This is a genomic window from Mycobacterium sp. ELW1, assembly GCF_008329905.1.
In the GTDB taxonomy this organism is placed as follows: Bacteria; Actinomycetota; Actinomycetes; order Mycobacteriales; family Mycobacteriaceae; genus Mycobacterium.
In genome coordinates, this window is sequence record NZ_CP032156.1 from 106,677 (window position 1) to 133,236 (window position 26,560).

Annotated in this window: 27 protein-coding genes; 16 read left to right on the plus strand and 11 right to left on the minus strand. The window is 67.2% G+C overall.

All coding sequences use genetic code 11. The annotated features are described in order from the left end of the window. Positions 1–66 precede the first annotated feature (66 nt). A complete protein-coding gene (locus D3H54_RS30460) occupies positions 67–1,695 on the plus strand; it encodes a serine/threonine-protein kinase (protein WP_149383912.1) in 1,629 nt (542 codons plus the stop codon). A gap of 46 nt (positions 1,696–1,741) precedes the next feature. Here D3H54_RS30460 and D3H54_RS30465 read toward each other — a convergent pair whose 3' ends face one another. Together D3H54_RS30465 and D3H54_RS30470 are read right to left on the minus strand one after the other, a co-directional pair. Beyond that, entirely contained in the window at positions 1,742–2,038 is a 297-nt protein-coding gene (locus D3H54_RS30465) for a type II toxin-antitoxin system RelE/ParE family toxin (RefSeq protein WP_149383913.1), read from the minus strand. Then, positions 2,035–2,286 (minus strand): type II toxin-antitoxin system ParD family antitoxin, encoded by a 252-nt coding sequence (locus D3H54_RS30470; protein WP_149383914.1) that lies wholly within the window; start codon positions 2,284–2,286, stop codon positions 2,035–2,037. Before D3H54_RS30470 ends, D3H54_RS30465 begins: the two co-directional genes overlap by 4 nt. A 500-nt stretch (positions 2,287–2,786) precedes the next feature. Between D3H54_RS30470 and D3H54_RS30475 the strand changes: the two genes are divergently transcribed. Both D3H54_RS30475 and D3H54_RS31395 read left to right on the plus strand, forming a co-directional pair. Further along, positions 2,787–3,722: a GAF domain-containing protein gene (locus D3H54_RS30475; RefSeq protein WP_149383915.1), complete on the plus strand. Its 936-nt coding sequence runs from the start codon at positions 2,787–2,789 to the stop codon at positions 3,720–3,722. A 74-nt stretch (positions 3,723–3,796) separates the two neighbouring features. Continuing rightward, positions 3,797–3,943 carry a hypothetical protein gene (locus D3H54_RS31395; RefSeq protein WP_168215133.1) on the plus strand — a complete coding sequence of 49 codons (147 nt, stop codon included), beginning with the start codon at positions 3,797–3,799 and terminating at the stop codon, positions 3,941–3,943. A 323-nt stretch (positions 3,944–4,266) separates the two neighbouring features. Here the strand turns inward: D3H54_RS31395 and D3H54_RS30480 are convergent, their stop codons facing one another. The 4 genes from D3H54_RS30480 to D3H54_RS30495 all read right to left on the minus strand — a co-directional run bounded on the left by D3H54_RS30480 (position 4,267) and on the right by D3H54_RS30495 (position 6,789). Further along, complete coding sequence (locus D3H54_RS30480; RefSeq protein ID WP_353620062.1) at positions 4,267–5,166, minus strand: hypothetical protein; 900 nt, start codon at positions 5,164–5,166, stop codon at positions 4,267–4,269. 84 nt (positions 5,167–5,250) lie between these two features. Next, entirely contained in the window at positions 5,251–5,445 is a 195-nt protein-coding gene (locus D3H54_RS30485; protein WP_210419782.1) for a hypothetical protein, read from the minus strand. A gap of 50 nt (positions 5,446–5,495) precedes the next feature. Beyond that, a complete protein-coding gene (locus D3H54_RS30490; RefSeq protein ID WP_149383917.1) occupies positions 5,496–6,473 on the minus strand; it encodes an IS481 family transposase in 978 nt (325 codons plus the stop codon). Between the two features lie 91 nt (positions 6,474–6,564). Next, positions 6,565–6,789: a hypothetical protein gene (locus D3H54_RS30495; RefSeq protein WP_210419783.1), complete on the minus strand. Its 225-nt coding sequence runs from the start codon at positions 6,787–6,789 to the stop codon at positions 6,565–6,567. Positions 6,790–7,312: 523 nt separating this feature from the next. On the opposite strand from D3H54_RS30495, the gene D3H54_RS30500 reads away from it, so the two are divergent. Genes D3H54_RS30500 through D3H54_RS30515 form a run of 4 tightly spaced genes read left to right on the plus strand, consistent with a single transcriptional unit; the run spans position 7,313 to position 13,117 of the window. Then, positions 7,313–8,752 carry a tyrosine-type recombinase/integrase gene (locus D3H54_RS30500; RefSeq protein ID WP_014805453.1) on the plus strand — a complete coding sequence of 480 codons (1,440 nt, stop codon included), beginning with the start codon at positions 7,313–7,315 and terminating at the stop codon, positions 8,750–8,752. Next, entirely contained in the window at positions 8,749–10,587 is a 1,839-nt protein-coding gene (locus D3H54_RS30505; RefSeq protein ID WP_041783812.1) for a hypothetical protein, read from the plus strand. The genes D3H54_RS30500 and D3H54_RS30505 overlap by 4 nt, the downstream gene beginning before the upstream one ends. After that, positions 10,584–12,698 carry a hypothetical protein gene (locus D3H54_RS30510; RefSeq protein ID WP_014805451.1) on the plus strand — a complete coding sequence of 705 codons (2,115 nt, stop codon included), beginning with the start codon at positions 10,584–10,586 and terminating at the stop codon, positions 12,696–12,698. Before D3H54_RS30505 ends, D3H54_RS30510 begins: the two co-directional genes overlap by 4 nt. Beyond that, entirely contained in the window at positions 12,695–13,117 is a 423-nt protein-coding gene (locus D3H54_RS30515) for a hypothetical protein (protein WP_014805450.1), read from the plus strand. Before D3H54_RS30510 ends, D3H54_RS30515 begins: the two co-directional genes overlap by 4 nt. 45 nt (positions 13,118–13,162) lie before the next feature. On the opposite strand, the gene D3H54_RS30520 is transcribed toward D3H54_RS30515, so the two are convergent. The 3 genes from D3H54_RS30520 to merA are packed head-to-tail and all read right to left on the minus strand — an operon-like array spanning position 13,163 to position 16,622. Then, positions 13,163–14,518, minus strand: coding sequence for a dihydrolipoyl dehydrogenase family protein (locus D3H54_RS30520; RefSeq protein WP_014805449.1), 1,356 nt, complete (start codon positions 14,516–14,518; stop codon positions 13,163–13,165). Between the two features lie 49 nt (positions 14,519–14,567). After that, positions 14,568–15,176, minus strand: a complete 609-nt coding sequence (merB, locus tag D3H54_RS30525; protein WP_238994857.1) for an organomercurial lyase MerB — start codon at positions 15,174–15,176, stop codon at positions 14,568–14,570. Between the two features lie 60 nt (positions 15,177–15,236). Beyond that, positions 15,237–16,622, minus strand: coding sequence for a mercury(II) reductase (merA, locus tag D3H54_RS30530; protein ID WP_014805447.1), 1,386 nt, complete (start codon positions 16,620–16,622; stop codon positions 15,237–15,239). Between the two features lie 165 nt (positions 16,623–16,787). Between merA and D3H54_RS30535 the strand changes: the two genes are divergently transcribed. The 4 genes from D3H54_RS30535 to D3H54_RS30550 are packed head-to-tail and all read left to right on the plus strand — an operon-like array spanning position 16,788 to position 18,952. Then, a complete protein-coding gene (locus tag D3H54_RS30535; RefSeq protein ID WP_079633045.1) occupies positions 16,788–17,096 on the plus strand; it encodes an ArsR/SmtB family transcription factor in 309 nt (102 codons plus the stop codon). Positions 17,097–17,117: 21 nt separating this feature from the next. After that, positions 17,118–17,435, plus strand: coding sequence for a mercuric ion transporter MerT (merT, locus tag D3H54_RS30540; protein WP_014805445.1), 318 nt, complete (start codon positions 17,118–17,120; stop codon positions 17,433–17,435). Between the two features lie 3 nt (positions 17,436–17,438). Then, positions 17,439–18,029 (plus strand): TlpA family protein disulfide reductase, encoded by a 591-nt coding sequence (locus tag D3H54_RS30545; RefSeq protein ID WP_014805444.1) that lies wholly within the window; start codon positions 17,439–17,441, stop codon positions 18,027–18,029. Further along, complete coding sequence (locus D3H54_RS30550; RefSeq protein WP_014805443.1) at positions 18,026–18,952, plus strand: cytochrome c biogenesis CcdA family protein; 927 nt, start codon at positions 18,026–18,028, stop codon at positions 18,950–18,952. The genes D3H54_RS30545 and D3H54_RS30550 overlap by 4 nt, the downstream gene beginning before the upstream one ends. 424 nt (positions 18,953–19,376) lie before the next feature. Here D3H54_RS30550 and D3H54_RS30555 read toward each other — a convergent pair whose 3' ends face one another. Beyond that, positions 19,377–19,784: a heavy metal-responsive transcriptional regulator gene (locus D3H54_RS30555; protein ID WP_014805442.1), complete on the minus strand. Its 408-nt coding sequence runs from the start codon at positions 19,782–19,784 to the stop codon at positions 19,377–19,379. Between the two features lie 103 nt (positions 19,785–19,887). On the opposite strand from D3H54_RS30555, the gene D3H54_RS31400 reads away from it, so the two are divergent. The 3 genes from D3H54_RS31400 (at position 19,888) to D3H54_RS32075 (ending at position 22,582) form a co-directional block, all read left to right on the plus strand. Further along, a complete protein-coding gene (locus D3H54_RS31400) occupies positions 19,888–20,034 on the plus strand; it encodes a hypothetical protein (RefSeq protein WP_014805441.1) in 147 nt (48 codons plus the stop codon). A 41-nt stretch (positions 20,035–20,075) separates the two neighbouring features. Continuing rightward, positions 20,076–21,266 carry an MFS transporter gene (locus D3H54_RS30560; RefSeq protein WP_014805440.1) on the plus strand — a complete coding sequence of 397 codons (1,191 nt, stop codon included), beginning with the start codon at positions 20,076–20,078 and terminating at the stop codon, positions 21,264–21,266. A gap of 191 nt (positions 21,267–21,457) precedes the next feature. Then, positions 21,458–22,582, plus strand: coding sequence for a hypothetical protein (locus D3H54_RS32075; RefSeq protein WP_286199358.1), 1,125 nt, complete (start codon positions 21,458–21,460; stop codon positions 22,580–22,582). A 16-nt stretch (positions 22,583–22,598) separates the two neighbouring features. Here D3H54_RS32075 and D3H54_RS31405 read toward each other — a convergent pair whose 3' ends face one another. Continuing rightward, positions 22,599–22,766 carry a hypothetical protein gene (locus tag D3H54_RS31405; protein ID WP_168215134.1) on the minus strand — a complete coding sequence of 56 codons (168 nt, stop codon included), beginning with the start codon at positions 22,764–22,766 and terminating at the stop codon, positions 22,599–22,601. 339 nt (positions 22,767–23,105) lie between these two features. Here D3H54_RS31405 and D3H54_RS30575 point away from each other — a divergent pair, with 339 nt between their 5' ends. Both D3H54_RS30575 and D3H54_RS30580 read left to right on the plus strand, forming a co-directional pair. Further along, entirely contained in the window at positions 23,106–24,140 is a 1,035-nt protein-coding gene (locus D3H54_RS30575; protein ID WP_149383918.1) for a DUF932 domain-containing protein, read from the plus strand. Positions 24,141–24,571: 431 nt separating this feature from the next. Beyond that, positions 24,572–26,224 (plus strand): ParB/RepB/Spo0J family partition protein, encoded by a 1,653-nt coding sequence (locus D3H54_RS30580; protein ID WP_149383919.1) that lies wholly within the window; start codon positions 24,572–24,574, stop codon positions 26,222–26,224. The last annotated feature ends 336 nt before the right edge of the window (positions 26,225–26,560 follow it).

Here is a 26,560-nt window from a genome sequence, read left to right on the forward strand (position 1 = left end):
TGCGACCATTGCCGGCTCCCGCGAGGCTCTATCCCTACACTCCCAAACCATCGAACAGTTACGCCCATGACTGCGGCCGATCGCGGCGCAGCCGCCGACCAGCCTCCCGAAGACACCCCCAGGACAACGCCCGACCGCTCGACGTCATCACCGCCAACTCACATCGCGAGCTACCGCGTCGAGCGTGTCCTGGCCAACGGCGGGATGGGTGCGGTGTACCTCGTGCAGAGTCCGACCCTGCCCCGCCGCGAAGCCCTCAAGCTGCTACGGGCAGACCTGGCACACGACGCCCACATACGTACTCGGTTCCTCCACGAAGCCGACATCACAGCCGAACTCGAACATCCCAACATCGTGCGCCTGTTTAACCGCGGTGAGACCGACACAGGCCAGCTCTGGATCACTATGGAGTACATCCAGGGAACCAACGCCGAAATGGCGCTGCACGACGGGACAATGACGCCGGCGCGCGCACTGCACATCATCACCGAAGTGGCCCGGGCCCTGGACTACGCCCATTCCCGCGGCGTCGTTCACCAGGACATCAAGCCGTCGAACTTTCTGCTCGGTCAGACACAACCCGGTGGGCCCGAACGCGTCGTGCTCAGCGACTTCGGCGCGGCACTGACTTCACAAAACACCGAGCTGGCCGCGGGCGGCCCCATGACCGCCACCCTGGCCTACAGCGCGCCCGAAGTCATCACCGGTGAACCCCTTGACGGACGTGCCGACGTCTACTCCCTGGGGTGCACCCTGTTTCGACTGCTGTCCGGGGTACACCCCTACAACGCCGCCCAAGGGGTCCCTGCCACCGTGAAAGCCCACCTCGACGTCGCCCCGCCCCGACTGTCCGATCGGCTGTCGTGGGCTTCCCCTCAGCTCGACACCGTCATCGCCAAAGCACTGGCCAAACGCCCCGCTGATCGTTACCGCACCGCAGGGGCCTTCGCTGCCGCCGCAGTCGATGCCGTCAAACCCGGAAGCCGTGGCTCCTCGCCCATCCAGGCGCGCACGTCACTCACCCGCCGGGTTGAATCGCCACCCCCAACAAGGCACACAGAGCGCGACGACAACGGCAGCGCAGCTGATTTCATCAACCTTCTCCCCCACACCCGGCCGGTCGGCTCGCAGCGACGCAGACTGGTCGTGGCCAGCGCGCTCGCCGCGGTCCTCGCGCTCCTCGCGGCGGTATGGGTCGTCGGCAGCAGCTCCAACTCCCCGCTCAGCGTCACGCCCACGACGACACCTACCGAAGTCAGCGCCCCGCCCGGCGAGGCGTTAGACCGGCTCAGGCGAATGCTGCCGGCCGGTTACAACCCGGGAACCTGCAAACCACAATCGTCCACCGCGGCCGCCGGCGTGATCACCTGCGGAAGAAACTCCGACCCCGGCGGGCCCGGCACCGCCACGTATACCCTCACCAGCTCCCCCGAGGCGCTGCGCGCCGCGCTAAATCAGGTGATCCAGACGACGACGGTCGTGATTTGCCCAGGCAACATCCAATCTCCCGGGCCCTGGCGGCGCAATGACAGCCCCACCATCACCCGTGGAACCGTGTTGTGCGGCCTGCACAACGGACGCCCCCGTGTCGTCTGGACCAACGAAGCCGAGCACCTCCTGGCCGACGTGCAATCACGCTCCCCCACCGACCCTCCGCTCGACCAGCTCTATGCCTGGTGGGGGTCGCACTCCTGAAGCGGGCAACGCCTGCGGCGGCCCCACGGCGGCAGCGTTGCTCACGTCAGTCGAGGTGGCGGTCGACGTCCATCCGTTGGTGCAGTATCCGAACCACGTCGATGACGTCGGAGCCGGCAAGGCGGTAGTACAGCGTGTGCGAACCCACCGCATGCCTTCGGTAGCCGGCCCGCACCTCATCGCAGGCCCGACCGATCATCGGATTCTGCACCACTCGTTGGATCGCGCGCTCGATCTCCCGAACGTACTTCTCTGCCTGATCATCACCCCAACGCTCGCAGGTGTAGTCCCAGATCTGTTCCAGGTCCAGCTGGGCCGCGGGCGACAGAACATGCCGGCTCACTGTGAGGGAGGGTCCTCGGTCCGCTTGCGTGCAACGAACTCATCGAAATCAAAAGGCGTTGACTCCCCACTGCGTTCACCGTCGACGAGCGCCTGGCGCAGCGCGCGCAACCGCGTTTCGCGATCTTCGAGCAGCCGCAGAGCGGTGCGCACAACGTCGCTGGCCGACCGATAGCGGCCCGAGGTGACTTCTTGCTCGATAAACGCGCTGTAGTGCTCATCGAGGCTGAACGAGGTGTTCTTACCCACGACAACATGTTACCAATTCTTGGTAGCGAGTGGGACGGCGGCGGCGGAGGTGTAGGCTCCCAGCTGCCATGACATCTGGCCCGCCGCTCCCTGGCTGTTTCGCACGTTGTCTCACGCTGGTGGCCGTTGGGTTGTCTCACGCAGCGGTTCATTTCCTGCGGCAATACGTTTCGATCAGCCGACGAAGCATCGCGTGACACCATCTGCACCACGCATAGCAAGCTCGCCGCGCGCACTCGATCGGCTGCCGGGATCGATCAAAATCAGGTCAGGCGTTGATAGTGTTTGGCTGGGTATGGCGGGTTACAGAGCTGCTGCAGACGTGGACCTTGACCTTCCCCAGCTAGTCGCGGCCCGAATCCTGCACACAAGCGTCTAGCAAATCAGTCGGGGGGCTGCTCGCGCTTACTCTCGACACTGGTCTCAGCGCCTTGGTTCACACGAAGACGATTCTGTCATTCCGCAACAGTAAACGGGGACGCGATTTTATAATCGCGACTATGAGGGGTTGGGAAGTGGCGCTGATCATAGTGGCGGGCGCCGTCCTTTTAATGGTGTTCTTGGGACCACCGCTTCGTAGGTGGATTATTCGATTACCCGAAATCATCGCATCACCTGTCCTCGCGGTCGCGACGGGCGCGATCGTCAATGTATGGACAAATGTAACCAATTCCTTCAACGACGGAGTGCCAATAGCCCGCGCAATCCAGGACCAATTGCTGCTCGGCGTTCCAGCGGTCAGCCTATTCTCACTTGCGCTTTTTAATACTATCGTTCGGGCACGGCAAAAGAAGAGTACCGAACAAGGATTGAAAGAGGCACACGACCAGGCAGTTCAGCAACTGCAGGGGGAACACCAGCGGGAGTTACAAGAAGTCCGCAGAGTCAATCGGCAAGAGTGGCAGCAGTTCATCGGAGAAGACTTTGAAAACCTCCTGTTTGCGGTTGGAACTACGCTCTCACAGTCAGACCCTTCGAAACGGGATCGATGGATCGAGCGTACGCAAACCATCGCGGTATGGGCAGCTTCGCAATTTGTAGGGAGGCTCCAGACGCGGGTGCGGGCATGCCTGTACCGTCACGACGAAACACAGAAGACACTCTCACCCATGCACGGCCTCTACTCGGGAGGTCGTCCATGCAGACGGCACTTTGATGAACACCACCCGACCTATCGGAGCATCGTCAACGACGGCGAGCCCGTTGTAAGGCTGGAAATTCCCGAGGAAGAGGTTGAACGCGACAACCTCAGTTACAGGGGCTTCATCTCGCATCCAATCCGGGTTCAGGGGCAGGACAGGGTCTTCGGCGCGCTGATGGTCGACTCGGCAAACCCGGGCGACCTGGACGACATGGTTGACTTGGGGAAGGTCGCGGTCCTCGCCGCCCTTCTTTCAGCAACTTTCTTCGCGCGGAACAACCCCGGTGCTCTCTGAGACGCGCGGACGGACGGTAGAATTGAACCGCACAAAGCGACGCTACGCTTCGTGTTGAGCGAAAGGACGGATGTATGGGGCACAAGGATGACGAGGTCAACCTGCTGCTGGAAGACCCCAAGAAGTACATCGAAAAGCGTGAGCGCGAGTTGGCGCGCATTGGCTACGTCCGGCCATCGCCCGATGCTGTACGGCGGCCCGGTGATTCACGTTCTTCCTAGCATCGACAACCTGCAGGAATTATCTAGCGCGAAAGCGCATGGCGCTGGGCCGAAATTCATCGATATGAAAAAACGGCGATTGCTACCCGCCTAAGATCTGCTGTTATTGCGCCCGTAAGTAGCTGGGCTCACGGTGTCGTCGGGGAACACCCGCACCGTCCGCACATCCGATCCCGGACGCAGCCACGCCGGCCAGGAATCATCGCGAGGAATGCTGTGCCCCCGTTTGAGAAAATGATGCGCCACGGCCCGAAGAATTGCATCTCTCGGCGACGTGGCACGACGAACGACAGTGGTGGCGTGGAGGATGCGATGCGAGCGCGCTAGCGGCTCTTCCGAAGCACGCGCACTTTTTCCTTTTTGATCAACGGAGCGCCCTTGGGTCCCTTGACGTAGTCGGTGATGTATTTGGGTTTGCGCTGACTGTTATTCGGGCCGCAGGGCTGCTGGCGCCAGTGCCCCTCCACCGGCCAGCGATGGCTGTACGTGCGCCCCGAATCGCCGGCCTGCTGGTCGGTGCCGCGGTCGCTGGCCCGGGCGCGCAGTTCGACGATCGTCACCGTGGACGGCTCGCGCACCGAGGGCGGGTCGGCGGTGTCATCGCCATCGCGATCGCGACGGCCAGCGGCCGCTCCCCCGGGCCCCAGTGTGTGGGTCTCGGCGACATTGGCTTGCGCCATCAGCAGCCACGCCACCCCGAGCGCACTGACAAACGGGTGCTGATCCTCAGAGCCGTTGGCCTCCTCGGTACGCCGGCGCTGCGGGTGAACCACGATGGTGTGGGCTGCCCACAGCGGAGTCGAGACCTGGAAAGGCTTGATGAGCTCCTGATGCTTGGTGAACCTGCTGGCCGGCGTCACCTGTAAGGCTCCGTCAGGGCGCAGCCACCACCACACCGCATCCCACGGAATGTCCACCGTGGAAGTCTGTTTGGGGCCGTAGGGCACCTCGCCGGCGGGCTTGGCCCAACACAGCAAGCCGTTGGGCGCGGGGAACGCCAACGCGGGCGTCCACTCTGGCAGGGAGAGCGCGGCATTGCGGACGACGTCGACCATATCCCTTGACACCCAATACAACTGGGCATCGCGCAAGGCATGCGCTTCGGCTTCCATGACCGCGATCGCCGAGGCCAGTTTGTCCTGCAGTCGCTGCATCCGACGGTCGCCGACCCCGATGCCATCGGAAGTCAGTGCCTCCGAGTGGCGCGTTATCGTCAGATCCAAGGCGTTGCACCAGTGCCGGCGAATATCGGGGACGCTGGGAGCGGCCCACGGTGCCGACCTGCGAGAGCGGCTCACCGGCAACCGCTAACTGACCGCATCAGCGAACTCCATGATCACCGCAGCTTGCTCCTCGAGCAGCGAAGCGAACTTCGGCGCCGACAGTAGTGTCGCCGACGCCGCCAAATCATCGGCCACCTTGCGCAAGTCCGTGGCGGCCGCGCGCAGCTCGGCCAGCTGAACATCGCTGCTCACCGGGGTCGGCGTGACATACGTCAGCACCGCCCGCAGCTCGGGGAACCGGATCGCTTCACAGCCGTGGCGCTCGTGGACTAGCTGTTCTTCACGGGCAGGTTGTGAACGCGTAGGCGGTCGATCGGTGTCTTGCTCTTGATGCCGGTGTGGGGTCTGTGGTGATTGTAGTAATGCAGCCAGCTCTGGTAGGTCGCTGCGCGGGCTTCATCGGATAAGTAGGTGTCGGCGTAGGCCCATTCCTGGTTGAGGGTGCGGTTGAATCGCTCTACCTTCCCGTTGGTTTGCGGCCGGTAGGGGCGGGTCTTCTTATGGGCGATGTCGGCACCTAAGGTCTGAGCGAAAAGCTTTGACCGGTAACACGATCCGTTATCCGTGAGGACCCGTTTGACCACGATGTCATGCTCACCGAAAAAGGCCTTGGCGCGCTCCCAGAACGCTGATGCGGTCTCCTTGCGTTCATCGGCGAGGATCTCGGAGTAGGCCAGCCGGGAGTGATCGTCGACGGCGTGGTGCAGATAGGCGTACCCGCGGCCGCGCTTTTTGTTGTGGCGATTGCCGACCGTACGACCCAGCATGCGATGCCCGCCCCCGTCGGGGATACGACCGAGCTTCTTGATGTCGAGATGGACCAAATCTCCGGGCGCCGGGTGCTCGTAGCGGCGCGTCTTGGGCTGGCGCACCGGCAGACCGCTGGCCTGGTCCAGATCACGCAGCAGCGGCATCCGGTAGCGGCGCAGCACCGCCTCGACAGTCGAGCGTGGCAGTCGTAGGTGAGCGGCGATACGGTGCGGGCCCCAACGGCGCGTGAAGCGCACCTTGATGATCCGGCGTTCCCGACGCTGGGCCAGCTGTCGCGGGCTGCGATGCGGCCGACTGGACTGGTCGTTCATCGCGTCCTGGCCGCCGGCGCGGTAACGGTCGGCCCACTTTTTGGCCGTGGCGCTCGAGCACTGGAAGCGTTCGGCGGCCCGGGCATAAGTCCATCCGTCATCGACGACACAGCGAGCCAGCCGCAACCGGCCCTTCGGAGTCAAACAAGCATTAGCGTGGACCATGAGGACCTCTCGGTAATCGATGTGCGTGTGGTAACCACACCGATACCGGAGGTCCTCACCTATTCGCGCTCACCACGCCGTTCACAACCTGTCAAAGAGCTACAACTAGCCGGGCCAAGGTTCGCTCGGTCTGGGCCCAACTGCGCATCTCGGATTCGAGCTGGGCGGCGAGCACATGCAGCGCGGCGGGGGTGATGAACGCGATCGTGCGCTCGCGATGGCTGCCATAGGTCCGGACGGTTTCAGCGATGTCGCGGACGTCGGTAATCAGCTTCGCGAGGTGAGCCACATCGACTCGGACGTTGTAACCAGCCATAGCAGCGATCTTAAGGTCGGCCATCAACGCCCAGCTGCACCGATTTCCATCTCGCAAGTTCGCAACGCCCGACACCCAGGCTGAGGCGCTGGCACAACCAGTGCCGATCCGTGCCGTGCCCCACAACGCAGGCACCTCACCACCCTCGCGGCCCGCCGCTGTTTGGGGCTTGCCTTCTGGCCCTCCGATTGTGGCCGGCGGAACGCTGCGCGCAAGGCCACGGCGTCGCTGCGCTCCGGCCCGCCCGGACCTTGCACTCCACGTCCCTATACCGGCCCGAATCTCCAGTGCCAGAAGGCAAAAAGAACGGGCGGGAGTGAGCCATGACCACGCAGCAGCACCACCAGCAGGGCAGCCTCTTTAACAACACCCATGCGCATCACCCCCGGCACGTGCTGTCCTACGGTCTGGGATTAGACAGCACGGTTATGGTGACACTTCACTGCTGTCGCAGAGGTCCCTAGCCAACGCCAGCTTCGCTGTGTTTGGCGTGTTCAGATCCCGGAGGATCTCAACCTTGCTCATGTACAAGACGTCACCGGTGAGAGCGCTCGGCGCACCTGGGCTCGGCGGTGACGAAGCCCAGGTGCTGCGTCGTGCCGGTGTAGGCGACGGGCTGCCGTTCCTACTCGGCCCCGACGGCTCGTACGACCTGGAGTTGAACCGGTTCGTGCGCGAGTTGGACGGGTGGGGTGTGCGCTCGGAACACACGAGAGAGGCGTACGCGCGTGATCTGATGTTGTTCGGCCGCTTCCTCCACGAGCACCGTGGTGGACGGTCCATCTGGGACGCCGGCCAGGACGATCTGCGCGCCTACAAGCGGGCGCGGCGGCGGACCAAGGGCTTCACGGTGTCCGCGTCGACCTGGAACAGGTTCATCGCGGCGCTAGACAAGTGGGTCAAGTGGGCGATACACGAGGAGCTGATCGAGGCCCAGCCGTTCCGCATGGTGGAGAAGACGGTGTTGACGCCCCGCGGGCTGGTACGGGTGCTGTTCAATGCCGAGCGCGAGGTCGAGGACAGCGCCGGGCCGGTGCGGTTCCTGGCCTACGAGGACTACCTGGTGTGGCGGGACGTCGGGTTGCGTGGCCAACTACCCGACGGCTCGCCGGACCCGAGTTGGCGCGGTCGGCACGGCGAGCGCAACGCGGTGTTCGCCGACCTGTTGGTCTGCACCGGGATGCGGCTGAGAGAGGCGTCGAGCCTCCTGGTCACCGAGGTACCGCCGCTGGCGCAGCGGCGGCTGACCGGAGACCTGAACCTGCCCGCGACGATCACCAAGCGCAGCCGGCCGAGGACGGTTTTCGTGTCGCGCCGCGTGCTGCGCGACCTGCACCACTACGTCGACATCGAACGCGACGAACTGGTCGAGCGCCGCCGGGCGGCCGGGGCTTACGGGTGTACGGACGCCTGGATGGGAGTTCGCTCCGCCGGCAAGACTGCGCTGACGCTCGTCGAGGATGGCCGCTCGCGGCCGTACTCGCGGGTGACGATCGAGGAACGGCAGCGACTGTGCCGGGTCGGCGACGACGGTCCGGGTGGTCCGTTGTGGCTGTGGCTCGGTGAGGACGGCTTGCCGCTGTCGCGGTCGACGTGGCAGGCGGTGTTTCGGCGAGCCAACGAACGGTGCGCCCGGTTCGGCCTGGACCTGGTGGTCCATCCGCACGCCCTGCGTCACACATTCGCCGTGCACATGCTCGGGCTGCTGCTGCGCCAGACCGTCCGCGCGTTGCGCATGGAGCCCGGCGAGACCCTGATGAGCCAGCAGGTGAAACGGCTGCTGGTCGGCGACCCGCTGCGCAAGTTGCAGCTACTGCTCGGCCATCGCCAGCGCGAGACGGTCTTCGTCTACCTCGACGTCCTGGACGAGGCGCAGGAGATCGTGCTGTCCGCGCTGCGCGAATGGGATGAACAAGCCGAAGCGCTGAGCAGGGTCCGGCTTGAGGATGGTGCTGCCGCGTGAACCGCACCGAGGGTGCCGGCTCCGGTCGCCGTGGCCGCTGGGCGGCTTTCCCGACCGAGGAGCAGATGCCCGCGCAACCCGCTCCTGTCCCGGACATCGGTCCGCTGGTGCTCCGGCTGCACCTGGATGGCGCCGACCGCACGTTCGACATGTCCGCGTGGCCATGCCCGCGGTTGACCCGCCAGCTTGCCGCGACGCTGCGCACGGTGGCCGCCGACGGACCCGAATCGAGTTACCAGGCGTTCAAGGTGAACCTGTTCTCGGTGCGGAAGTTCGTGCGGTTCATCACTGGAGCCGAACCGCAGAACGCCACCGAGGTCGAGTTCAGTGACCTGGAGGCCGAGCACATCGACGCGTTCGAGCAGGCGCTGATCGCCGAGTACGGACCGGACAGTGACCAGCCGCGCATCAGCATCGGTGTGGTGGTCCGGCTGCTCCGCGTGGCGTTCGACGCCAGCCCCACGACGTTCGATCCCGACCTGGCTATCCGGCTGAGGTTCCTCGGACGGGAAACCCGTGCCCGTCAGACGAGACCCTTGGATGCCTACCCGCAGAACGTGTTCGAGGCGATCAGGAACGCCGCGCTGGCGGATGTCCGCGCGATCGCGCGCCGAATACAGGATGGCGAAGCCCGAGCCGCGACGGGCCAGGACCCGAACGTCGGCGGTTGGGATGTGATCGAGAACGTGCTGTGGCACATCGCCCGTCACGGGCCTGTCACGATGCAGTTCCTGCGGCCCCTGGTCGGCAAGAGGCTGGGCAACGGGCGCCCGCTCAACGCGGCGCTCATCCTCACTCGGGAGGACAACGTCGTGTTCCTGATCCTGCTGATCTGCATGACCGGGCTTGAGCCGGAGTGCGCCAAGCGGTTGCAGGCCGACTGCTTGACCAACCCGGCCCGCGGGTTCGTGAGTGTCAACTATGTCAAGCGGCGCGCGCACGGTCGCCGGATCTCTAAGTCCATGCGGGTCAGCGATGGCGGTGCCCTGCACCATCCCGGCGGTCTGATCCGACTGGCGCTGCGGCTCACCGCGCGAGCCCGCGAGTTTAGTGGCAGCACCGATTTGTGGGTCGACTACGGAGACAAGGGCCTGCGGGACTCCTTCCCGCTCGGCGGGCAGGGTCCTTGGGGTCACGTGGACAACTGGCAGAAACGACACGGCATCGACCAGATGACCGACGCTGACGGAACGCCGGTGCGGCTGGATCTGCGGCGGCTGCGCAAGACCTACAAGTCCCAGCAATACCTCAAAGCCACCGGCGTGCTCGCCGACTTCACCCAGGGCCACACCGCCGACGTCGCCGCAAACCACTACGCAAACATCCCCGCCCACGACGAGCTGCACGACCAAGCCGTGGAGAACGGCCTGCGCGAAGCGCTGGACGTCGCGCTGCCGCCGCCGGTGGTACTCGACGAGGACGGCACCCGCCTCGATGCCGGAGAAGGGGACCTGCCACCCGAGCAGGTGCAGGCGCTGCTGTCGCGCGAGAGCGACGTGTTCCTGGCCTCCTGCCGCGACTTCTACGACTCGCCTTTCGGGGCGAAGGGCAAGCCGTGCCCGGTGTCGTTGTGGGGCTGCCTGGAGTGCCCGAACGCGGTGTTCACCACCCGGCACCTGCCGCAGGTTCTGACCTTCCTGGACTTCATCGAGCGCCAGCGGGAGGAGTACCCCGTCAGCGAGTGGAACGTGCGCTACGGCCTGGCGTGGGACCGGATCGTGCGCGGCATCCGGGCCAAGTTCCGAGACGAGCAGATCACCACCGCCCAGACGATCGCCGAAAGCGGTGGGGCACGGTTGCTGCTGCCGCCCGAGTTCTGGGAGGCCGTCGCGTGACCCGCGCCCCCGCACCGCGCCCGTCCGCCGCGCCGGAGCCATCGGCCGATCCCTGGGTGCTGCCCGAGTCCTTGACCACCGAGACAACTGGCCGCGGCCCCCGGTTCAGCGACGACATCTGGGATTTCCGACCGTTCGCGCCCCGCAGCAACGGCTACCTCCGGCTGGACTTCACCGAGCTGCCCGACGAGATCGCGATGCTCACGGCCAAGGAGTTCATCTACTCCCGCATCCACCGCGTGGTCCCGCTGTCCTACGGATCGCGGACCGCCCGACCGATGAAAATCACCAACACCTACAAGGACTTCATCATCGTGCGTCAACTGTTTACCGAGCTCGGCAAGCAGGGCGTGACGCGCTTGGCGCAGGCCCGCCAATCCCACCTGGACGCGACCGCACGCGTCTGGCGTGAGACCTGTGTGCCAAACACGCTGGCTGTCCGGATCGGCGTCATCCAGCACCTGGAGGCGCACAGCCCGTACCTGACCGCGGACCGCCTCACCGTCGTGCCCTGGAAGGGCCGCCCGGCCACCCAGGTCGCCGGGCGGCGACCGGACGAGGAGAACAGCACCCCGCGCATCCCCGAGCCGATCATGGCTCCACTGCTGCGCGCCGCCCTGTTCTACGTCCAGACCGCCAGCCGGGACCTCCTGGCCGCCCAGCGGGAAATCGCCGACCTGGAGCAGGCCCGAGCAGGCGGCCGGTGCCGGCATGGCGAGGCTGTCACCAAGATCGAGGCGTTCCTGGACCGCCGCCGTCAGGAGGGGCGAGGTGTTCCCGCACTGCCGCTGTACTGCCTGGCCCAGCGCCCGACCGCGCCGGTTGTCGACGGCGTCGTGCAAGCCCCGAACGCCGCTCTCGTCGCCCTGATGAGCGGAACCAACAGCTTCCAGGGGCATCCGACACGGCTGATGGAGCAGATCGGCGCCGAGATCGGCTACGAAGAGGGTGGTCTGGACACGCCGATCTCGACGTGGCCGGACACCGGGCGACCCTGGCGAGGGCGGCTGAATCACCGCAGCCTGCATGACGAACTGCACCACCTGCGCACCGCCTGCTGGGTGCTGGTGGCTTACTTGTCAGGACTTCGGGACATGGAAGTCCTGGAGCTGGCGCGGGACTGCGCTGTCACCACCACCACCGCCGTTGACGGCCGGACCCGCTACAAGCTGCGCGGCCGGGTCTTCAAGGGCCGCAAGCTCACCGGTGACGAGGCCGAGTGGGTCGTGCTCGACGCCGTTCACGAGGCGATCGACGTCCTGCTGCAGATCAACGACGACCCCACGCATCTGTTCGGTTACCGGCTCTGGCCCGCCAGCAAGCCACGGCTGGCGAACAAGCTCACCGAGCGCCTCGGTGGTTTCCGGGACCACGTCAACGAGCTGTTCGGTACCCAATCGTCCGACGGGGTGGCCGAACCGTTCGTCCCCGCCGACGGGGAACAGCAGTGGGTGTTCACCACCCGGCAGTTCCGGCGGAGTCTGGCCTGGCATATCGCACACCAGCCCTTCGGTGTGGTCGCCGGTGCCCGGCAGTACCACCACGCCAAGGTGACCATGTTCGAGGGCTATGCCGGGACCTCAGCCTCTGGGTTCGCCGCCGAGGTCGCCGCCGAGGAGGCGGTCGCCATGCTCGACTACGTGGAGGATCTTTACCGGGATTGGAACACCGGCGCCCAGTCCGGCGGTGGGGCGGCCGAGCGGATCAACGCCGAGTTCCAGCGCATTCGGCGCGAGCTGGGTGATCTCCCCGGCGTCGTGTCCGACGAGCTGCGGCTGCGGACGATGCTTCGGCATCTCACCAAGACGCTGCATCCCGGCGTGCTCAACGACTGCTTCTTCAACGCGGCGACCGCGGTCTGTGTCAAGCGAGCCAAGGTCGTCGGGCAGCCCGTTCCGCAGCACAACATGTGCCTGCGCTGTCCGAACGCCCGACGGTCCACAGTGCACCGGCCCCGGCTGGCCGCCGCCCGCAATCAGGCCCTGGATCTCCAGGCGTCCTGCGAGAAAGCCGGTCCGGTCCCGAAACTCCAGCAGGTCGCGCTCACCGGCTACATCACCGAGCTCGACCAGCTCATCGGTGATCTCGACAGCGAGGAGGCGCAGGCGTGACCCGCGTCGCTACCCAAGTCCGCCTGGAGCAGGCGCTGACCCGGCTGCTCGCCGGTCAGCCGACTGTGACCGACGGCGAGCTGACGGTCTCCAACCTGTGCCGGGAAGCCGGTGTGGGCCGCGACTCGTTCTACCGCTCGCCTCCGGAGTTCAAGGACGCCGTTGTTGCGGCACAAGCGAATCGAGAAGCCCAGCAACCTGAACTCGTCGCGCTGCGCGAGGAGATCACCGCCCTCAAGCGGGAACGCAAACAGACCGCCAGCGACCACGCCGCCACCGTGCGGGAACTGGAGGAGACGATCAGGGTCTACGCCAACCAGATCCAGGTCCTCGCCCTGCGCAACTCGGAGTTGGAGGACCAGATCCGACATCTGGCGCACCACGATCCCGACGTGATCTCGCTTCACACCCGGAGGTGACCCCCGTCCACCGACGCTGTGACACCGAGAGCGGCCGGGCGGTTTCTAGATGGCGAGCTGTTCGAGGGCGGCGAGGTACGCCTCGGTGTAGGTCGGGAATTGGGCGACGCCGTCGAGCAGGGTGTCGATGGAGATCTGGGCGCGGATGGCGAGGGCGGCGGTGTGGATCCATTCCCCGGCTTGGGGTGCGATGGCCCAGGCCCCGATGAGCGTCCGCTGGGTGCGGTCGGCGATGAGACCGAGGGTGCCGTCGGGGTCGGTTTCGTAAGTCCAGGGTCGCGCGATCGAGTCGGCGAGGTCGAGTTCGGTGGTGGCGATGTCGAGGCCACGCTGGCGGGCTTGGTCGGTGGTCAGGCCGACAGCGGCGATCTCGGGTTGGGCGAACACGACGCGGGGGATGCCGCTGTAGGTGGTTTGGCGGGGTGTGCCGAGGATGTTGTCGGCCACGACCCGTCCTTGGTACATGGCGACGTGGGTGAACAGCGCGACCCCGGTGACGTCGCCGAGCGCCCAGAGGCCGGCGGTGACGCGGCAGTGCTCGTCGACCTCCAGCGCGCCGCGCGGGTCCGGTGTGACCCCGACAGTCTCCAGGCCGAGCCCGTGGGTGCGGGGGCGGCGTCCGGTGCCGAGCACGACGACGTCGGTGCGCACGGTGGTGCCGTCGTCGAGGTCGATCACCGTATCGGCGCCGTCGCGGCGCGCGGCGGTGGCCTGCCGGCCGAGACGGACGTCGATGCCGTCGGCGCGCAGGTGGGTGGCGACGATGTCCCCGACACGGGGGTCTTCCCGGTCCAGCAGCCGGTCGCCGCGCTGGATCAGGGTGACCCGAGCGCCCATGCGAGCGAGGAATTGGCCGAGTTCGATCCCGACGGCGCTGCCGCCGATCATCACGATCCGCTCGGGGATCTCGCGCAGGGTGGTAGCTTCCCGGTTGGTCCATACGCTGACCTCGTCCAGGCCCTCGATGGGTGGGTGGATCGCGTCGGAGCCGGTGGCGATCACCACGTGCTCGGCGGTGAGTTCCCGGCCACCGGCCCGTACCCGCCACGGGTCCCGGCCCACCAGGGCTGCGGTGGCCTTGATAACCGTGACGCCCTGCTTCTCGTATCCGGTGACCTGCTCTGTGTCGTCGAGGTGGCGGATCATGTAGTCGCGGTAGTCTCGCAGTGCCGCCCAGTTCTGCGCCGGAGTGGACAGGCCGGCCGCGTGGGCGGCTTCGGCGCGGGCCTCGGGTGGGCGCAGCAAGGTTTTGGACGGGATACACGCCCAGTAGGCGCACTCCCCGCCGATCAGTTCCTGCTCGATCAACGCGACCCGCCGTCCGCCCGCGTGCAGGCGCGAGGCGGCGGTCTCGCCGCCCGGTCCGGCGCCGATCACGATTACATCGAAGTCCGTACTCACAGTGGCTGTCCCTTCTCGGTGATGGCGGTTCGGGCGGCGCAGGTGGGCGTCAGCAGCACCCGCCGGGCTCGGGCTCCTCGGATTGAGCGGCGTCCAGCTGCCGGCCGAGTTGATAAGCGTCGGCGACTGGGAGGACCGATCCGCCGGGGTGCTCAGCGAGCCAGGGCGCCGCGGCGTCGGCGTCGGCGAAGAAGTGCACGTGGTTGCAGAAGGAAGCCCGTACGGAGACCAAGTCGTCAGGCGTGACGATGGAGACCATCGCGGTCTGGGGCTCGACATCCCTGACTCGGTCGGGCTCGACGGTGAGCCGTATCGGGGCACCGGTGCTGTGGCAGGGGGATTCAACCTGGGCGGATTGGCCGAGGGTGGCGGGGAAGATGAGGGTGTCCAGGGCACACCAGGTGTAGAGCTGGTGGCCGTCGACGGTGAAACGGTGCGGGGTCGGGCGCAGCGTGATGCCGTAGCCGACGATCCGTCCGGCGTCGTCGTATTCGGTGTCGCGCAGTCGGCCCACCGCCTGCGCAACCTCGTCACCGGCGCGGCCGGTGGCGGCCGCGAGGTCGGCAATCGTGAGGGGTTCGCCGCGGGCCAGTTGCCGCAACAGCGGCTGCCATAGCCATCCGGCCGGGCTGTCCTGGCGGGAGAAGACACTATCCATAGTGGACACCACGGTGTCCAGGTCATTCGTCATCGGGATTGTCCTTCCGAGAGCAGGGTTTCAGGAGGCGCAGCAGGAGAGTTTGGACACGTCGCGGGTGAAGGTTTGGGCGGCGAGTTTGATGCCCTCCGCCATCGTCAGATAGGGGCACCACAGGTCGGCCATCTCGTGCACCGTCATCTGGTTTGCCAGCGCATAGACAGCGGTGGCGATGACGTCCCCGGCGCCCGCGGCGAGCACGTGCGCGCCGAGCAGCCGCCCGGAGCCTTGTTCGGCGACGAGCTTGATCGCGCCGCGGGTGTCGCGGTTGACCAGCGCCCGCGGCACGTACTCCAGCGGCAGCACCCGGCACTTACAGGCGTAGCCCTGCTCCACCGCTTGGACGTCGGTCAGCCCGGCGGAGGCGAGACTGGGCGTGGTGAAGGTGACCGCGGGCAGGTGATGGTAGTCCAGGGTGCGCCCGGCGTCGCCGAAGGCGTTGTCGACCACGACGCTGCCATGGGCCCCGGCGACGTAGACGTACTGCGGGTGCCCGGTGACGTCCCCGGCCGCCCAGACGCGCGGGTTGTCGGTGCGCAGATACTCGTCGACGACCACCTCCCCGCGATGCCCGGTCTTCACGCCCACCGCGTCGAGATTGAGCCCGGCGGTGACCGGGTTCCGCCCAGTCGCGAGCAGCAGCCGCTGCCCAGTCACCCGCTGCCCACCGGCGGTGACGACGACGCCCGAACCATCGGCCTCAACCTCAGTGGCGCGCTCGGCGATCACGGCGATGCCGTCGTCAGCGAACACCCCGGCCAGCAGGCCGGCGAGTTCCGGTTCGGTGTGCGGGGCGAATCGGCCCACGATGCTCACTCGGACGCCGAGGTGGGCGAACAGTTGCGCCTGCTCCAGCCCGACGTAGCCGCCGCCGACGACGACCAACGACTCGGGCAGTTCGGTCTGCTCCATCGCGGTGGTCGAGGTCAGGTAGTCCACCCGGTCGGCTCCGTCGAGGCCGTCGGTACGCGGGGTGGAGCCGGTGGCGATCAGGTAGTGCTCGGCCTCGACCCGGACGTGGCCGCCGTCATGCAGGTTCACCTCCAGCGCCGGTCCCTCGATGAACCGGGCCTCGCCGGGCAGGATCTCCCACCCGTACTCGGCGGCCAGGTCGACGTACTTCTCCGCCCGCAACCCTGCCACCAGCGTGTCCTTGCCACCGATCAGCGCGGCGGCGTCCACCGGGCCCGCGCTGGTGGAAATCCCCGGAAAGTGCTGGTCCAGCGCCACATGGCGGGCCTCGGCCGCGGCCAGCAGTGCCTTCGACGGCACACAGCCGACGTTGACGCACGTCCCGCCAACGGTGCCGCGCTCGATCATCACCACGCTCTTGCCCTTGCCGCGGGCCGCGATCGCCGCCGCGAACGCACCCCCACCCGAACCGATCACCGCCAAGTCGTACCGCACCAGCGATCTCCTCCCACTGACATATTCGTCTTCCCGGATGCATAGATGCTAACCTAAGATTCGTACATCCGGATACGACAGACACTCGATGTGAGGACGGCGACCGTGGCCGACGCTTCCGAACGCAGCAGCACGCTGCTGCCCACCGAGCCGAACGGGGTGGAGATGATGGCGAAATTCTTCCGCGCCCTCGGCGACCCCGCCCGGCTGCGGCTGCTGGAGTTCCTGCTGCACGAGGAACACGCCGTGGGCGAATGCGTCACGCACATCGGCCTGTCCCAGGGCCGGGTGTCCAGTCACTTGGCCTGCCTGTCCGACTGCGGCTACGTGCAGCTGCGCCGCCAAGGCCGCTTCGCCTACTACCGGGTCACCGACCCCCGCGTCGCGGAACTGGTGCTGCTGGCGCGCTCGCTGGCCGCGGACAACGCCGCCGCCCTCGCCGCGTGCATGCGCATCACCGCCCCGAACGCCTGACCAGCCGAGGAGACCGCCTCCATGTCGACCAACCCCGGCTCCGAGAGCAAGCGCACCGCGCTCGCCGCCGCCGGTTTCCTCCTGGTCCCCATCGTGTGTTGCGGCCTGCCGGTGCTGATCGCCGCCGGAGCCCTTGGCGCGGTGGGCTCGGTACTGGGCAACCCCTGGGTCATCGGCACCGCCGTCGTGGTGGTCCTCGCCGCGGTGACGCGGTTCGCGCGCCGGCGCGTCACCCGACACGGCGCCACCCGAGACAACTCGTGCTGCCCGCCCGTGCCACCCGCCCGCGACCAGCCCGATCGGCCACACGAGTCCTCCCACCCCAACCAGGAGTCCTGACCCATGCCTGACGCACCCGCCCCGACCGGACCTGCCGCGCCGCGCTCTCGTCGACGACTCGTCACGATCGCGCTGACCGTTATCGCCGTCGTCGGGATCTCCGTCGTGCTGTATTCGGCGTTTTCCCCGTCGAGCAAGCAGACCGCGTCCCCACCCGCTGCCGACGGCAGCGCAAAGGCCGGGACCACTGCCGCTGCGGGAGCGTTCACCGCCCGAACCCTGCAGGGCGTGCAGGTCGCGGTGCCCGGCTCGCGGCCCAGCGTGCTGTTCTTCTTCTCCGTCGGGTGCGGCGGTTGCGGTCCGGCCACCCACACCCTCGCCCAGGTCCAGCAGGCGGTCGGCACGAAGGCGAACTTCGTCGCCGTCGACATCGGCCCCGGCGAAACCGAGCAGGACATCACAGACTTCCTCACCGCCAACCAGGCCACCAGCCTTGCCTACGCCAGCGACAGCAACGCCACCCTGATCAGCGCCTACCAGGTCACTCAGCTGTCCACCGCCGTCGTGCTGGACGCCTCCGGCAAACCGGTGTTCCGCGCTGTCGAGCCCACCGCCGATCAGATCCGTGCCGAACTGGCCAAGGTGAGCGCGTGATCGGCCCGCTGTTGGCGCTCGCCTTCGGCGCCGGGATGCTCGCCCCGGTCAACCCCTGCGGCTTCGCCGTACTGCCCGCCTTCCTCGCCTACGCCGTCGACACCGGCGACGGCCAGGCGGACGCGCGGCCCGGCGCTTTGTCCCGGCTGGCCGGTGGCCTGCGCGCCGGGCTCGCGCTGACCGCCGGGTTCGCCGGCACCTTCACCGCCATCGGACTACTACTGGCCCTCGGCTTGCGTTCCCTGACCGGTGTCATCCCGTGGCTGGCCGCCGCGCTCGGCGCGATCCTGGCCGTGGGCGGCCTGGCCATGGTCGCCGGCGGACACCTGCCGCTGCGGCTACCCACCCGCCGTTCCGGCACCCCGCGGCAGGGGCCCAGAGGCATGGTGGCCTTCGGCGCCGGGTACGCACTGGCCTCCGCCTCCTGCACGCTCGCGGTGCTGCTCGCGGTCGTCACCCAAGCCCTGGCCAGCACCAACATCTCCGGCGTCCTGGTCGTATTCGCCGCCTACGCCGCCGGCTCCGCCACCCTGCTGCTGTCCCTCGCGCTATTCGCCGCATTCGCCAGCGGCCTGATCAACCGGTTCCTCCGACGGCTGCTGCCCCACATGAACCGCATCACCGGCGCCGTGCTTGCCCTTTCCGGCGGCTACCTACTCCTTTACTGGCTGCCACAACTACTCGGCGGGCACCCCGGCATCGGCGCACTCACCGGCGTCGTCGGCACCGTGTCAGCCTGGATCACCGGACACCAACTTGCGATCGCCATCACCGCACTCGGCCTCATCCTCGTCACCGCGATCGCCACCCTCACCCGCCGCGAACGCCGCCACACCACCACCGACACCGCCGACGACTGCTGCGCACCCAGGCCACAGCCCGAAGAAAATGCGGACCAGGTAGGAGGACCCGGCAGCAGGTGACCTGCCTGCCGGGATCCAACTGGCACGCGGGCCTCTACGATGCGAGCCCGAGGCGGCCGGATTGTCCCCATGGGAGTCCGGCAGGCGGCAAAGCCTTGCTGTAGAAGCAAACCACCACAGTCGACGACGCAGGGCTGCGGACTCTGCATGCCTCCATCTTCACGGAGAATTGCGCAAGCATCGCCCCGCACCACGCCGCCGGTTGCTGAACCGTCGGCATCCGCGAACGCATCGCCCAGCGGGGCGGCGTCTGGCACAACACAGTCTTTTATCGAACGCCGCTCAGCCGTCCGATGATCGGTCGGCCCAGTCTGACTGGACATTTGCCGCAACGAGTGGCCATTCCGCAAAGGCTCGGCTACCGCCAGTTCGCAACGCGGCCATCAAGAGTTCAGTGAGACATGAGGGTCCTTGAGCGGCTACTTCACCGTTCGATGATCGGGCAGATCGATCTGTTCGGTTCCGACTCGGTATCGGCTGCCACGGCGGTGTCCCGACTGGCGGTGAGGCTCGCACGCAGCGCCAGCAATTCGGTAATGGTGTTGTCGATCTCCGCGATCCGGGCGTCGAGTAGATCCCGTACGGCTCCGCACGGGGTGGGACCGGCGCGGCGGAGGGTGAGGATGGTGCCGATGTCGTCCAGGGGGAGGTCCAGGGCGCGGGCGCGGCGGATGAAGGTGAGGGTGTCGACGTCGTCCTGGTTGTAAAGGCGGTACCCGGCCGCAGTGCGCTGGGCGGGCGGCAGCAGGCCGCGCTCCTCATACAAGCGCACGGCCTTACGGGTGAGCCCGGCCGCCTGGGCGGCCCGCCCGACGGTCATCGCCTGGGCCATCGTCTGCCTCCTTCGCGTCCCGGCCGCTCGCCTTGACCTTCACCTGGGGTGAAGGTTTTAGCGTCTCCAGTGTAGGACCGGAAACCGAAGGGAGGCGCAGGTCATGGCAATAGTCGAGTGCGAGGTGTACCGGCGCCCGGACCCGGAGCGCGGATGTGAGATGACCGTCACCAAGGGCGCCGTCCCAGGCCACGGTCGCGACCGCAACCCCACCTGTTGCTGCGGGCACACCATGGAGAAAGTCCGCTGAGCCGCGGCCAGCCAGGACGTGCGGGCACCGGGCTGCGCCAGGTGTTCTCCCATCCTGGTTACCGCCGGTTGTGGGCGGCGCGCACCGCTTCTGCCTGGGGTGACGCGTTCGCCACCGTGGCGTTGGGCCTGCTGGTGTGGGACCGCACCGGCTCCGGGCTCGGTGTGGCCGGGGTGATCGTCGCGGAGATCGTCCCGGTGCTGCTGCTGGCACCGTTCGCTGGGGTGGCAGTCGACTGGTTCTCGCCGGTGCGGGTCATGGTGGTTGCCGACTTGGCGCGCGTGCTGGTGGCTGCGGGGCTACCGCTGGTCGCCGGCTCGGTGCCGGGCATCTACGCGGTGGCGTTCGCCATGTCCGCAGCGTCGGCGTTGTTCAATCCGGCCGCCAGTGCCGCGCTGCCCGCGCTGGTGAACGAGGAGGAGTTGATCGCCGGGAACTCGGGGATCTGGACCGCCGCGGTGCTCTCCCAGATCGTGCTCGCCCCGGCTGCGGGTGCCGTGGTCGCGACCGTCGGCTATGGCCTGGCGTTCTGGGTGAACGCAGCGAGCTTCGCCGTCTCGGCGCTGCTGCTGTCCCGCCTGCACCTGCTGCGCCCGGCAGCCGATGCGGCCCGTGCCGCCTGGTGGCATCAGGCCCGAGACGGCATCAGGGTGCTGGCCGGGCACCGGGTGCTGCGAGCCTTGGCCGCTGGTCAGGCCCTGGCGGCGTTGTCGGCCGGAGCGACCAGTGCCCTGCTGGTTGTGTTGATCCGCGAGCGCCTGGGCAGGGGCCCCGCCGGATACGGAATCGCGCTGGCCTGCATCGGCGTGGGCGCCGCAGCAGGCCCGTTACTGCTGACCCGGCTGATCACCGATCCTCGCAAACCCGCGTTCATTTTCGGACCCTATCTGTTGCGCGCCGCCGTAGATGCCGTCCTTGCGAGTGTCCGCGTCCCGGTGGTGGCGTTGGGCAGCCTGGCCGGCTACGGCGGGGGCACCTCTGCCGGCGCAGTCACCTTCAACTCGCTGCTGCAGGCCGAAACCCCACCCGCCGCACGCGGCCGGGTCTTCGCCGCCTTCGATCTGATCTGGCAACTCGGCCGCCTGGCCTCCCTCGGGCTGGGTGGGTGGCTGGCTGATGCGGCAGGGATCACCGCCGTCTACGCCGCAGGGGCTGCACTGCTCGTCGCTGCCGCTCTGATCGGCCGAGCCGGTCTGACCGACCATCGCCACCACCAAGAGAAGAGGCGCTGACGCGAGGACTTCGGCGCCGGCGACGACGCTCGGCCACTGGCATCAGTCCGACGAACAGAGCTCCGACTCCGCAGCGATCACCAGGGGCCGGCTGGAAAATCGCCATTCACACCAGGCCCGCCCTTGGAGAATCCCGAGGTAGGTTCCACCGCGGCGCCGCCGCCCTGCGACACCGTTCCTTCTGCGACAGCTTGACTGTTTACATAAGCACCGCGATCCTGCTGCGCTGGCTCGCCGACCCCTCCAGCCGCGACTTCGACCTCGCCGGCCTGGTGGTCGTGACCGCGATGACCGGAGACGAGTTCGGCTCCACCGCCGCCGATGTCGAGCGCTTCGTGCTTCCCCAGCTGCGCCGCCACCATGTGCGGTTCGTTCAAGTCGGGCGCAACCAGCTGCTCACCACCGCCGCTGGTGAGGGCGTCACCACGTTCAGCGACACCGCCGAGCCGACAACGCTGTTCGCCGAGGGCGCTTATGCACTGTCGAGCGAAATGCTCACCGCCGGCACCTTGCCTCAGCGTGGCGGAGTGCGGAAATGCAGCGCACGGGCCAAGGGCGCGGTCCTCGATCCGGTGATCGCCCGGCTCACCGCAGGCCAGCCCTACCAGCATTACATCGGCTTCGAGCTCGACGAGAAGCGTCGCGCTCAACGCGACGCCGCCTACAACTCCCCGACCAGAAGTGGCCGCTATCCGCTTATCGAGTGGGGGTGGACCAGAGCCGACTGCGCAGCTTTCGTGTTTGAGGTCACCGGCCACCACTGGCGCAAAAGCGCCTGCACCTATTGCCCTTTCGCGCTCAGCTCGGCACGAGGCGTGCAATCAACGCTGGAGCGGTACGCCGCCGAACCCGCTGCCGGCGCCCTGGCCCTGTTCGTCGAGCACGTCGCTGCATGCATCAACGAACACCAGACGCTACGTAGCAGCGGACGCCTCTACGACGACGTCGTGGCCGCCGGACTGACCGAGGTCCTCGACCACTTCCGCGGTCGCCTCGACGACGCCGAACACGGTGTCTACGAGGTGCGGCGGGTGGCCAAGGCCCGCGCCCAGGGCGCCAAACCGGTCATCGCTCGTTCGGTGCGCCTCCTCGAGCGTGGATCTGAGCGCGACATGATGACCGCTCTGGCGGCGATGCCCGGCCAACTGCGCACCGCCCGCGACGGCATCGCGCGCAGCGTCGTACTGCCGCGTCGCGAGGCACCGCCGTGGGCCGAGCACTTCTACGTGGTCTGTCCCGCTGTCGTCGCAGACAAGGCCCGGCCCCACTTCGAGCAGTGGTTCAGCGAGGTCACCGCCGATGCCGCACTTTTTTGAGCTACGGCTGACCTGGTCACAGACCCAGCGAACCCGACCACTGCGGGCGCGGGTGGGCGACGTCGAACGCAATGGCCGGCTGCGGCCACGCACCGGTGACCACCCACGCCACCACAGACGGTGGTACTGGCCCGTGAGCGGGCCGGGTCAACGCCTCGACCAGCGCACGCTCACATGACGACATGGGCCCAAGGCTACCGGCGCGGCGCGCACAACCGACAACGGAAGCGCCTGGCGGCGCTGCAGTCACCGCCGCCGGGCCCCTTCGGGCCCCAGCGCCCAGTGAAGTTTGCCTTTCTGGCCCTCCGATTGTGGCCGGCGGAACGCTCCGCGCAAGGCCACGGCTCCGCTGCGCTCCGGCCCGCCGGGCTCGGGGCAGTTTCCCATACGTTCGCTGCGCTCACGGCGAAACTGCCCCGCCCGAACCTTGCACTCCACGTCCCTACACCGGCCCAAATCTCCAGTGCCAGAAGGCAAAAAGAACGGGCGGCCACGCCCAACCACCTCTCGAAAGGAACCCACCATGGCCCACGAACTCGATCAGACCGACGGCCAGGTCAGCTACGCCGATTCCCGCTCCGACGCCTGGCACCAGCTGGGCCAGCAGGTCGGCCACGCGATGACCGCCGCCGAAGCGCTGCGCGCGGCGCACCTGGCCGGCTGGAACGTCCGAAAAATGCCGCTCGTCGTGCCCCAGGAACCAGTCATCACCGAAACCGGCGTCACCACCGGTGACCCGCTGCCAGTGCCTGACCAGTGGGCCACGGTGCGCACCAACCCCATCACCGGGCGCCTCGACGTGCTCGGTGTGGTCGGCAACAAGTACGAGCCGATGCAGAACGAAGCGTCCTGCCAGCTGCTCGACGCGCTCACCGGAGAAAGCGGCGCGGTCTACGAGACCGCAGGGGCGTTGCGCGGCGGCCGCGAGACGTTCGTGACCATGAAGCTGCCCGAGTCGATGGTGTTCGACGGCATAGACGGATCCAAGGACCGCACCGATTTCTACCTCGCGGCGCTGAACTCCCATGACGGATCGAGCAAATTCCGGTTCCTCATTACACCGGTCCGGATCGTCTGCGCCAACACCCAAAGCGCGGCAATCTCGCGTGCCGCAGCAAGTTTCGGCATCAGCCACACCGGCGGGGCGAGCATCGCGCTACAGGAGGCCCGGCGGGCACTCAAACTGAGCTGGCGCTACATCGAGGCGTTCGAGCAGGAAGCCGCAGCTCTCTACGCCGCACCGATGGACCTCGAGGAAATGGGTCGCTTCGCCGCCGAGCTGGTCGACGTCGACGGAGCCGAATCCAAGACGGCCGCACGCAACCGTCGCGACACCGCCAACTCGATCGTCAAACTGTGGGTCTCCAGCCCCTCGGTGGTCCCGATCGCCGGCACGCGCTGGGCGGCCTACAACGCGGTGACCGAGTACGTCGATCACTTCAGCAAGGTCAGGGCCAACGGCGATCAGCGCTCGGTGCGGGCCCTGCGCGCAGTCACCGCCGGCAGCACGGCACAGACGTTGAAGACCAACGCGTTCCGCATGCTGCAAACCCTCTAACCGAGCCGGTGGTCTGGCCCGCGCTGCGCGGGCCAGACCACCGCCCCTTACAGCCGAAAGGCGTTCCCATGCCGCACTATCCAGTGTCAACAAAAGCTCAGCTGGGACGGCTGAGCCCGACCCGCAACCGCACAGGCGGAAACGCCTTCGGCGCTGCTGAACACCGGGTCCCTCCGGGCCCCGGCGCTGGTTTATTTGCCTTCTGGCTTTCGATTATGGCCGGCGGCCCGCTGCGTGCAAGGCCACGGCCTCCGCTGCGCTCCGGGCCCAAGGGCTCGCAAATTTCTCCGGGGCTCGCTGCGCTCGCGCGAAGAATTTTGCGCCCGGACCTTTGCACTCCACGGCCCTGATGCCGGCCCAAATCTTCAGTGCCAGAAGGCAAAAAGAACGGGCGGCCACGCCCACTCACCCTGAGAAAGGTAACCATCGAAATGAGCGAGAACATCACCACCGATATCGACACCACAGCCCAGGTCCCGGCAGCGGGCACCCTTGAGCACCTCGACCCGCAGACGTTGGAACTCGAAACCAACGTGCGCGATGACGCCGCACTGGACGCCGATTTCGTCGCCAGCATCAAGGAGCACGGCGTGCTCAACCCCATCGCAGCGGTGCGCGGACACGACGGCGTGGTGCGGGTGCGTGCGGGGCAGCGCCGCACTCTGGCCGCGCGTGAGGCCGGACTGGCCAGCGTCCCGGTCTACGTGCGCGAAAGCGTCGCAGGCGATGACGAGAAAGCCCAGGTCCTCGAACGAGTGCCGGAGCAGATTGTCGAGAACGACAAGCGTCTCGCTATCACCGAGGCCCAGCGGGCACGCGGCATTCAGCAGATGCTCGATGCCGGGGTGTCGGTGACCAAGGTCGCCAAGTCGCTGTCCATCGGTCGCGACACGGTCAAGTCGGTGGCCACCGCCGCCGGATCGGCGGCAGCCATGGAGGCCCTCGACACTGGGCAGCTGTCGCTGGCCGAGGCTGCGGTGCTCAGCGAGTTCGATGACGACCCCGAGGCGATCGAGCGCCTGATCGAGGTGGCAGGCACTAATCGATTCGACCACCGGGTGGCCGAGATCCGTCAGGAACGCGAGTCGCAGAAGGCTTACCAGGAGGTGTCTGCGGGCTACGTCGAGAAGGGTTATCGGCTGCTCGATGACGACTCGTTCCCCGAGTACGGCGACCCGACCAGCGTGGAGTTGCGCTACCTGCGCAATGCCGATGGCTCACCGGCCACCGAAGAGTCGATCACCAACCCGGCGCACTGGGCGGTGTACCTGACCGAAGAGGACGGCTATGTCGACAACGAGACCGGCGAAGCGGTCGAGTACCACGATATCGACTGGTACTCACGTCACAGCGGCAAGGTCACCGAGGGAAAGCGCGACCCCAACTCGATCACCGAAGTGGCGGTGTGGACTGCTGATTGGTTCTGCACCGACTACGCCGCAGCTGGATTGGTGTTGTGCGAGCAGCTGGCCCATCGTGTGGAGGCGCTGTCTCGCGAGGACGGCGACGACGTCGACGGCGACGACGAGCACGACCACCAGGACGCCGAGGCGCGCGCGGCGGCGCGGGCCGACGCCGAGCGTCGCGAGCGGCGCAAGGTGATCGCGCTCAACAAGCTCGGGCAGGCTGCCCAGCAGGTGCGCCGAGAGTTCATCGCCGAAAAGGTCCTCACCCGCAAGACCCCGCCCAAGGGTGCGGCGATGTTCGTCGCGAAGTGCATCACCAGCGATGTACGCCTGATCGAGGAGTACCACGGCGGCGAGGTCGCCGCCGAGCTGCTCGGGGTCAGCGACCTGCAGGCGGTGCACAAGCTGGTGGCCGAGCTTCCGGCCACTGGTGACGGGCGCGCCCAAGTCATCACCCTGGCGCTGGTGCTGGGAGCGCTGGAAGCCCGCACCGGCAAGGACGCCTGGCGCGGCATGGGCGGCTATGGCCGCTACGTCGGGCCCGCCGAGCTGCTGGGTTTCCTGGCCGAAAACGGTTACCCGCTGGCCGACATCGAGCGAGTCATCCTCGGCGAGCAAACCGCCGACGCTCTCTATGACTCGCTGACCGATCAGGCCGAACCCGCCGACGACGAGTAGTTCCTTACCAGGGTGGGACCGGCCCGCGCCGGTCCCACCCTCACCGGGAAGCGCCCACTATGAAAGACGATTCGGCCCGCACAGTCGGCGACCGGCGCACCGACTGCAACGGCGCAGCGGAAGCGCCTGGCGGCGCTGCTGAATTACTTTTACCGCGTCACTTTCTCAGATCATCAATTATGGCCGGCGGCCCGCTCCACGCAAGGCCGCGGCTACGGCCTAACGGCCCGGAAACTTTTCCCACAATACTGCTCGCAAAAACGCTCGCGGGAAAACTCTCCGGCCGGACCATTGCGCTGCGCCGGGCCTCACGCCGGCCCTGACATTGATGCGAGA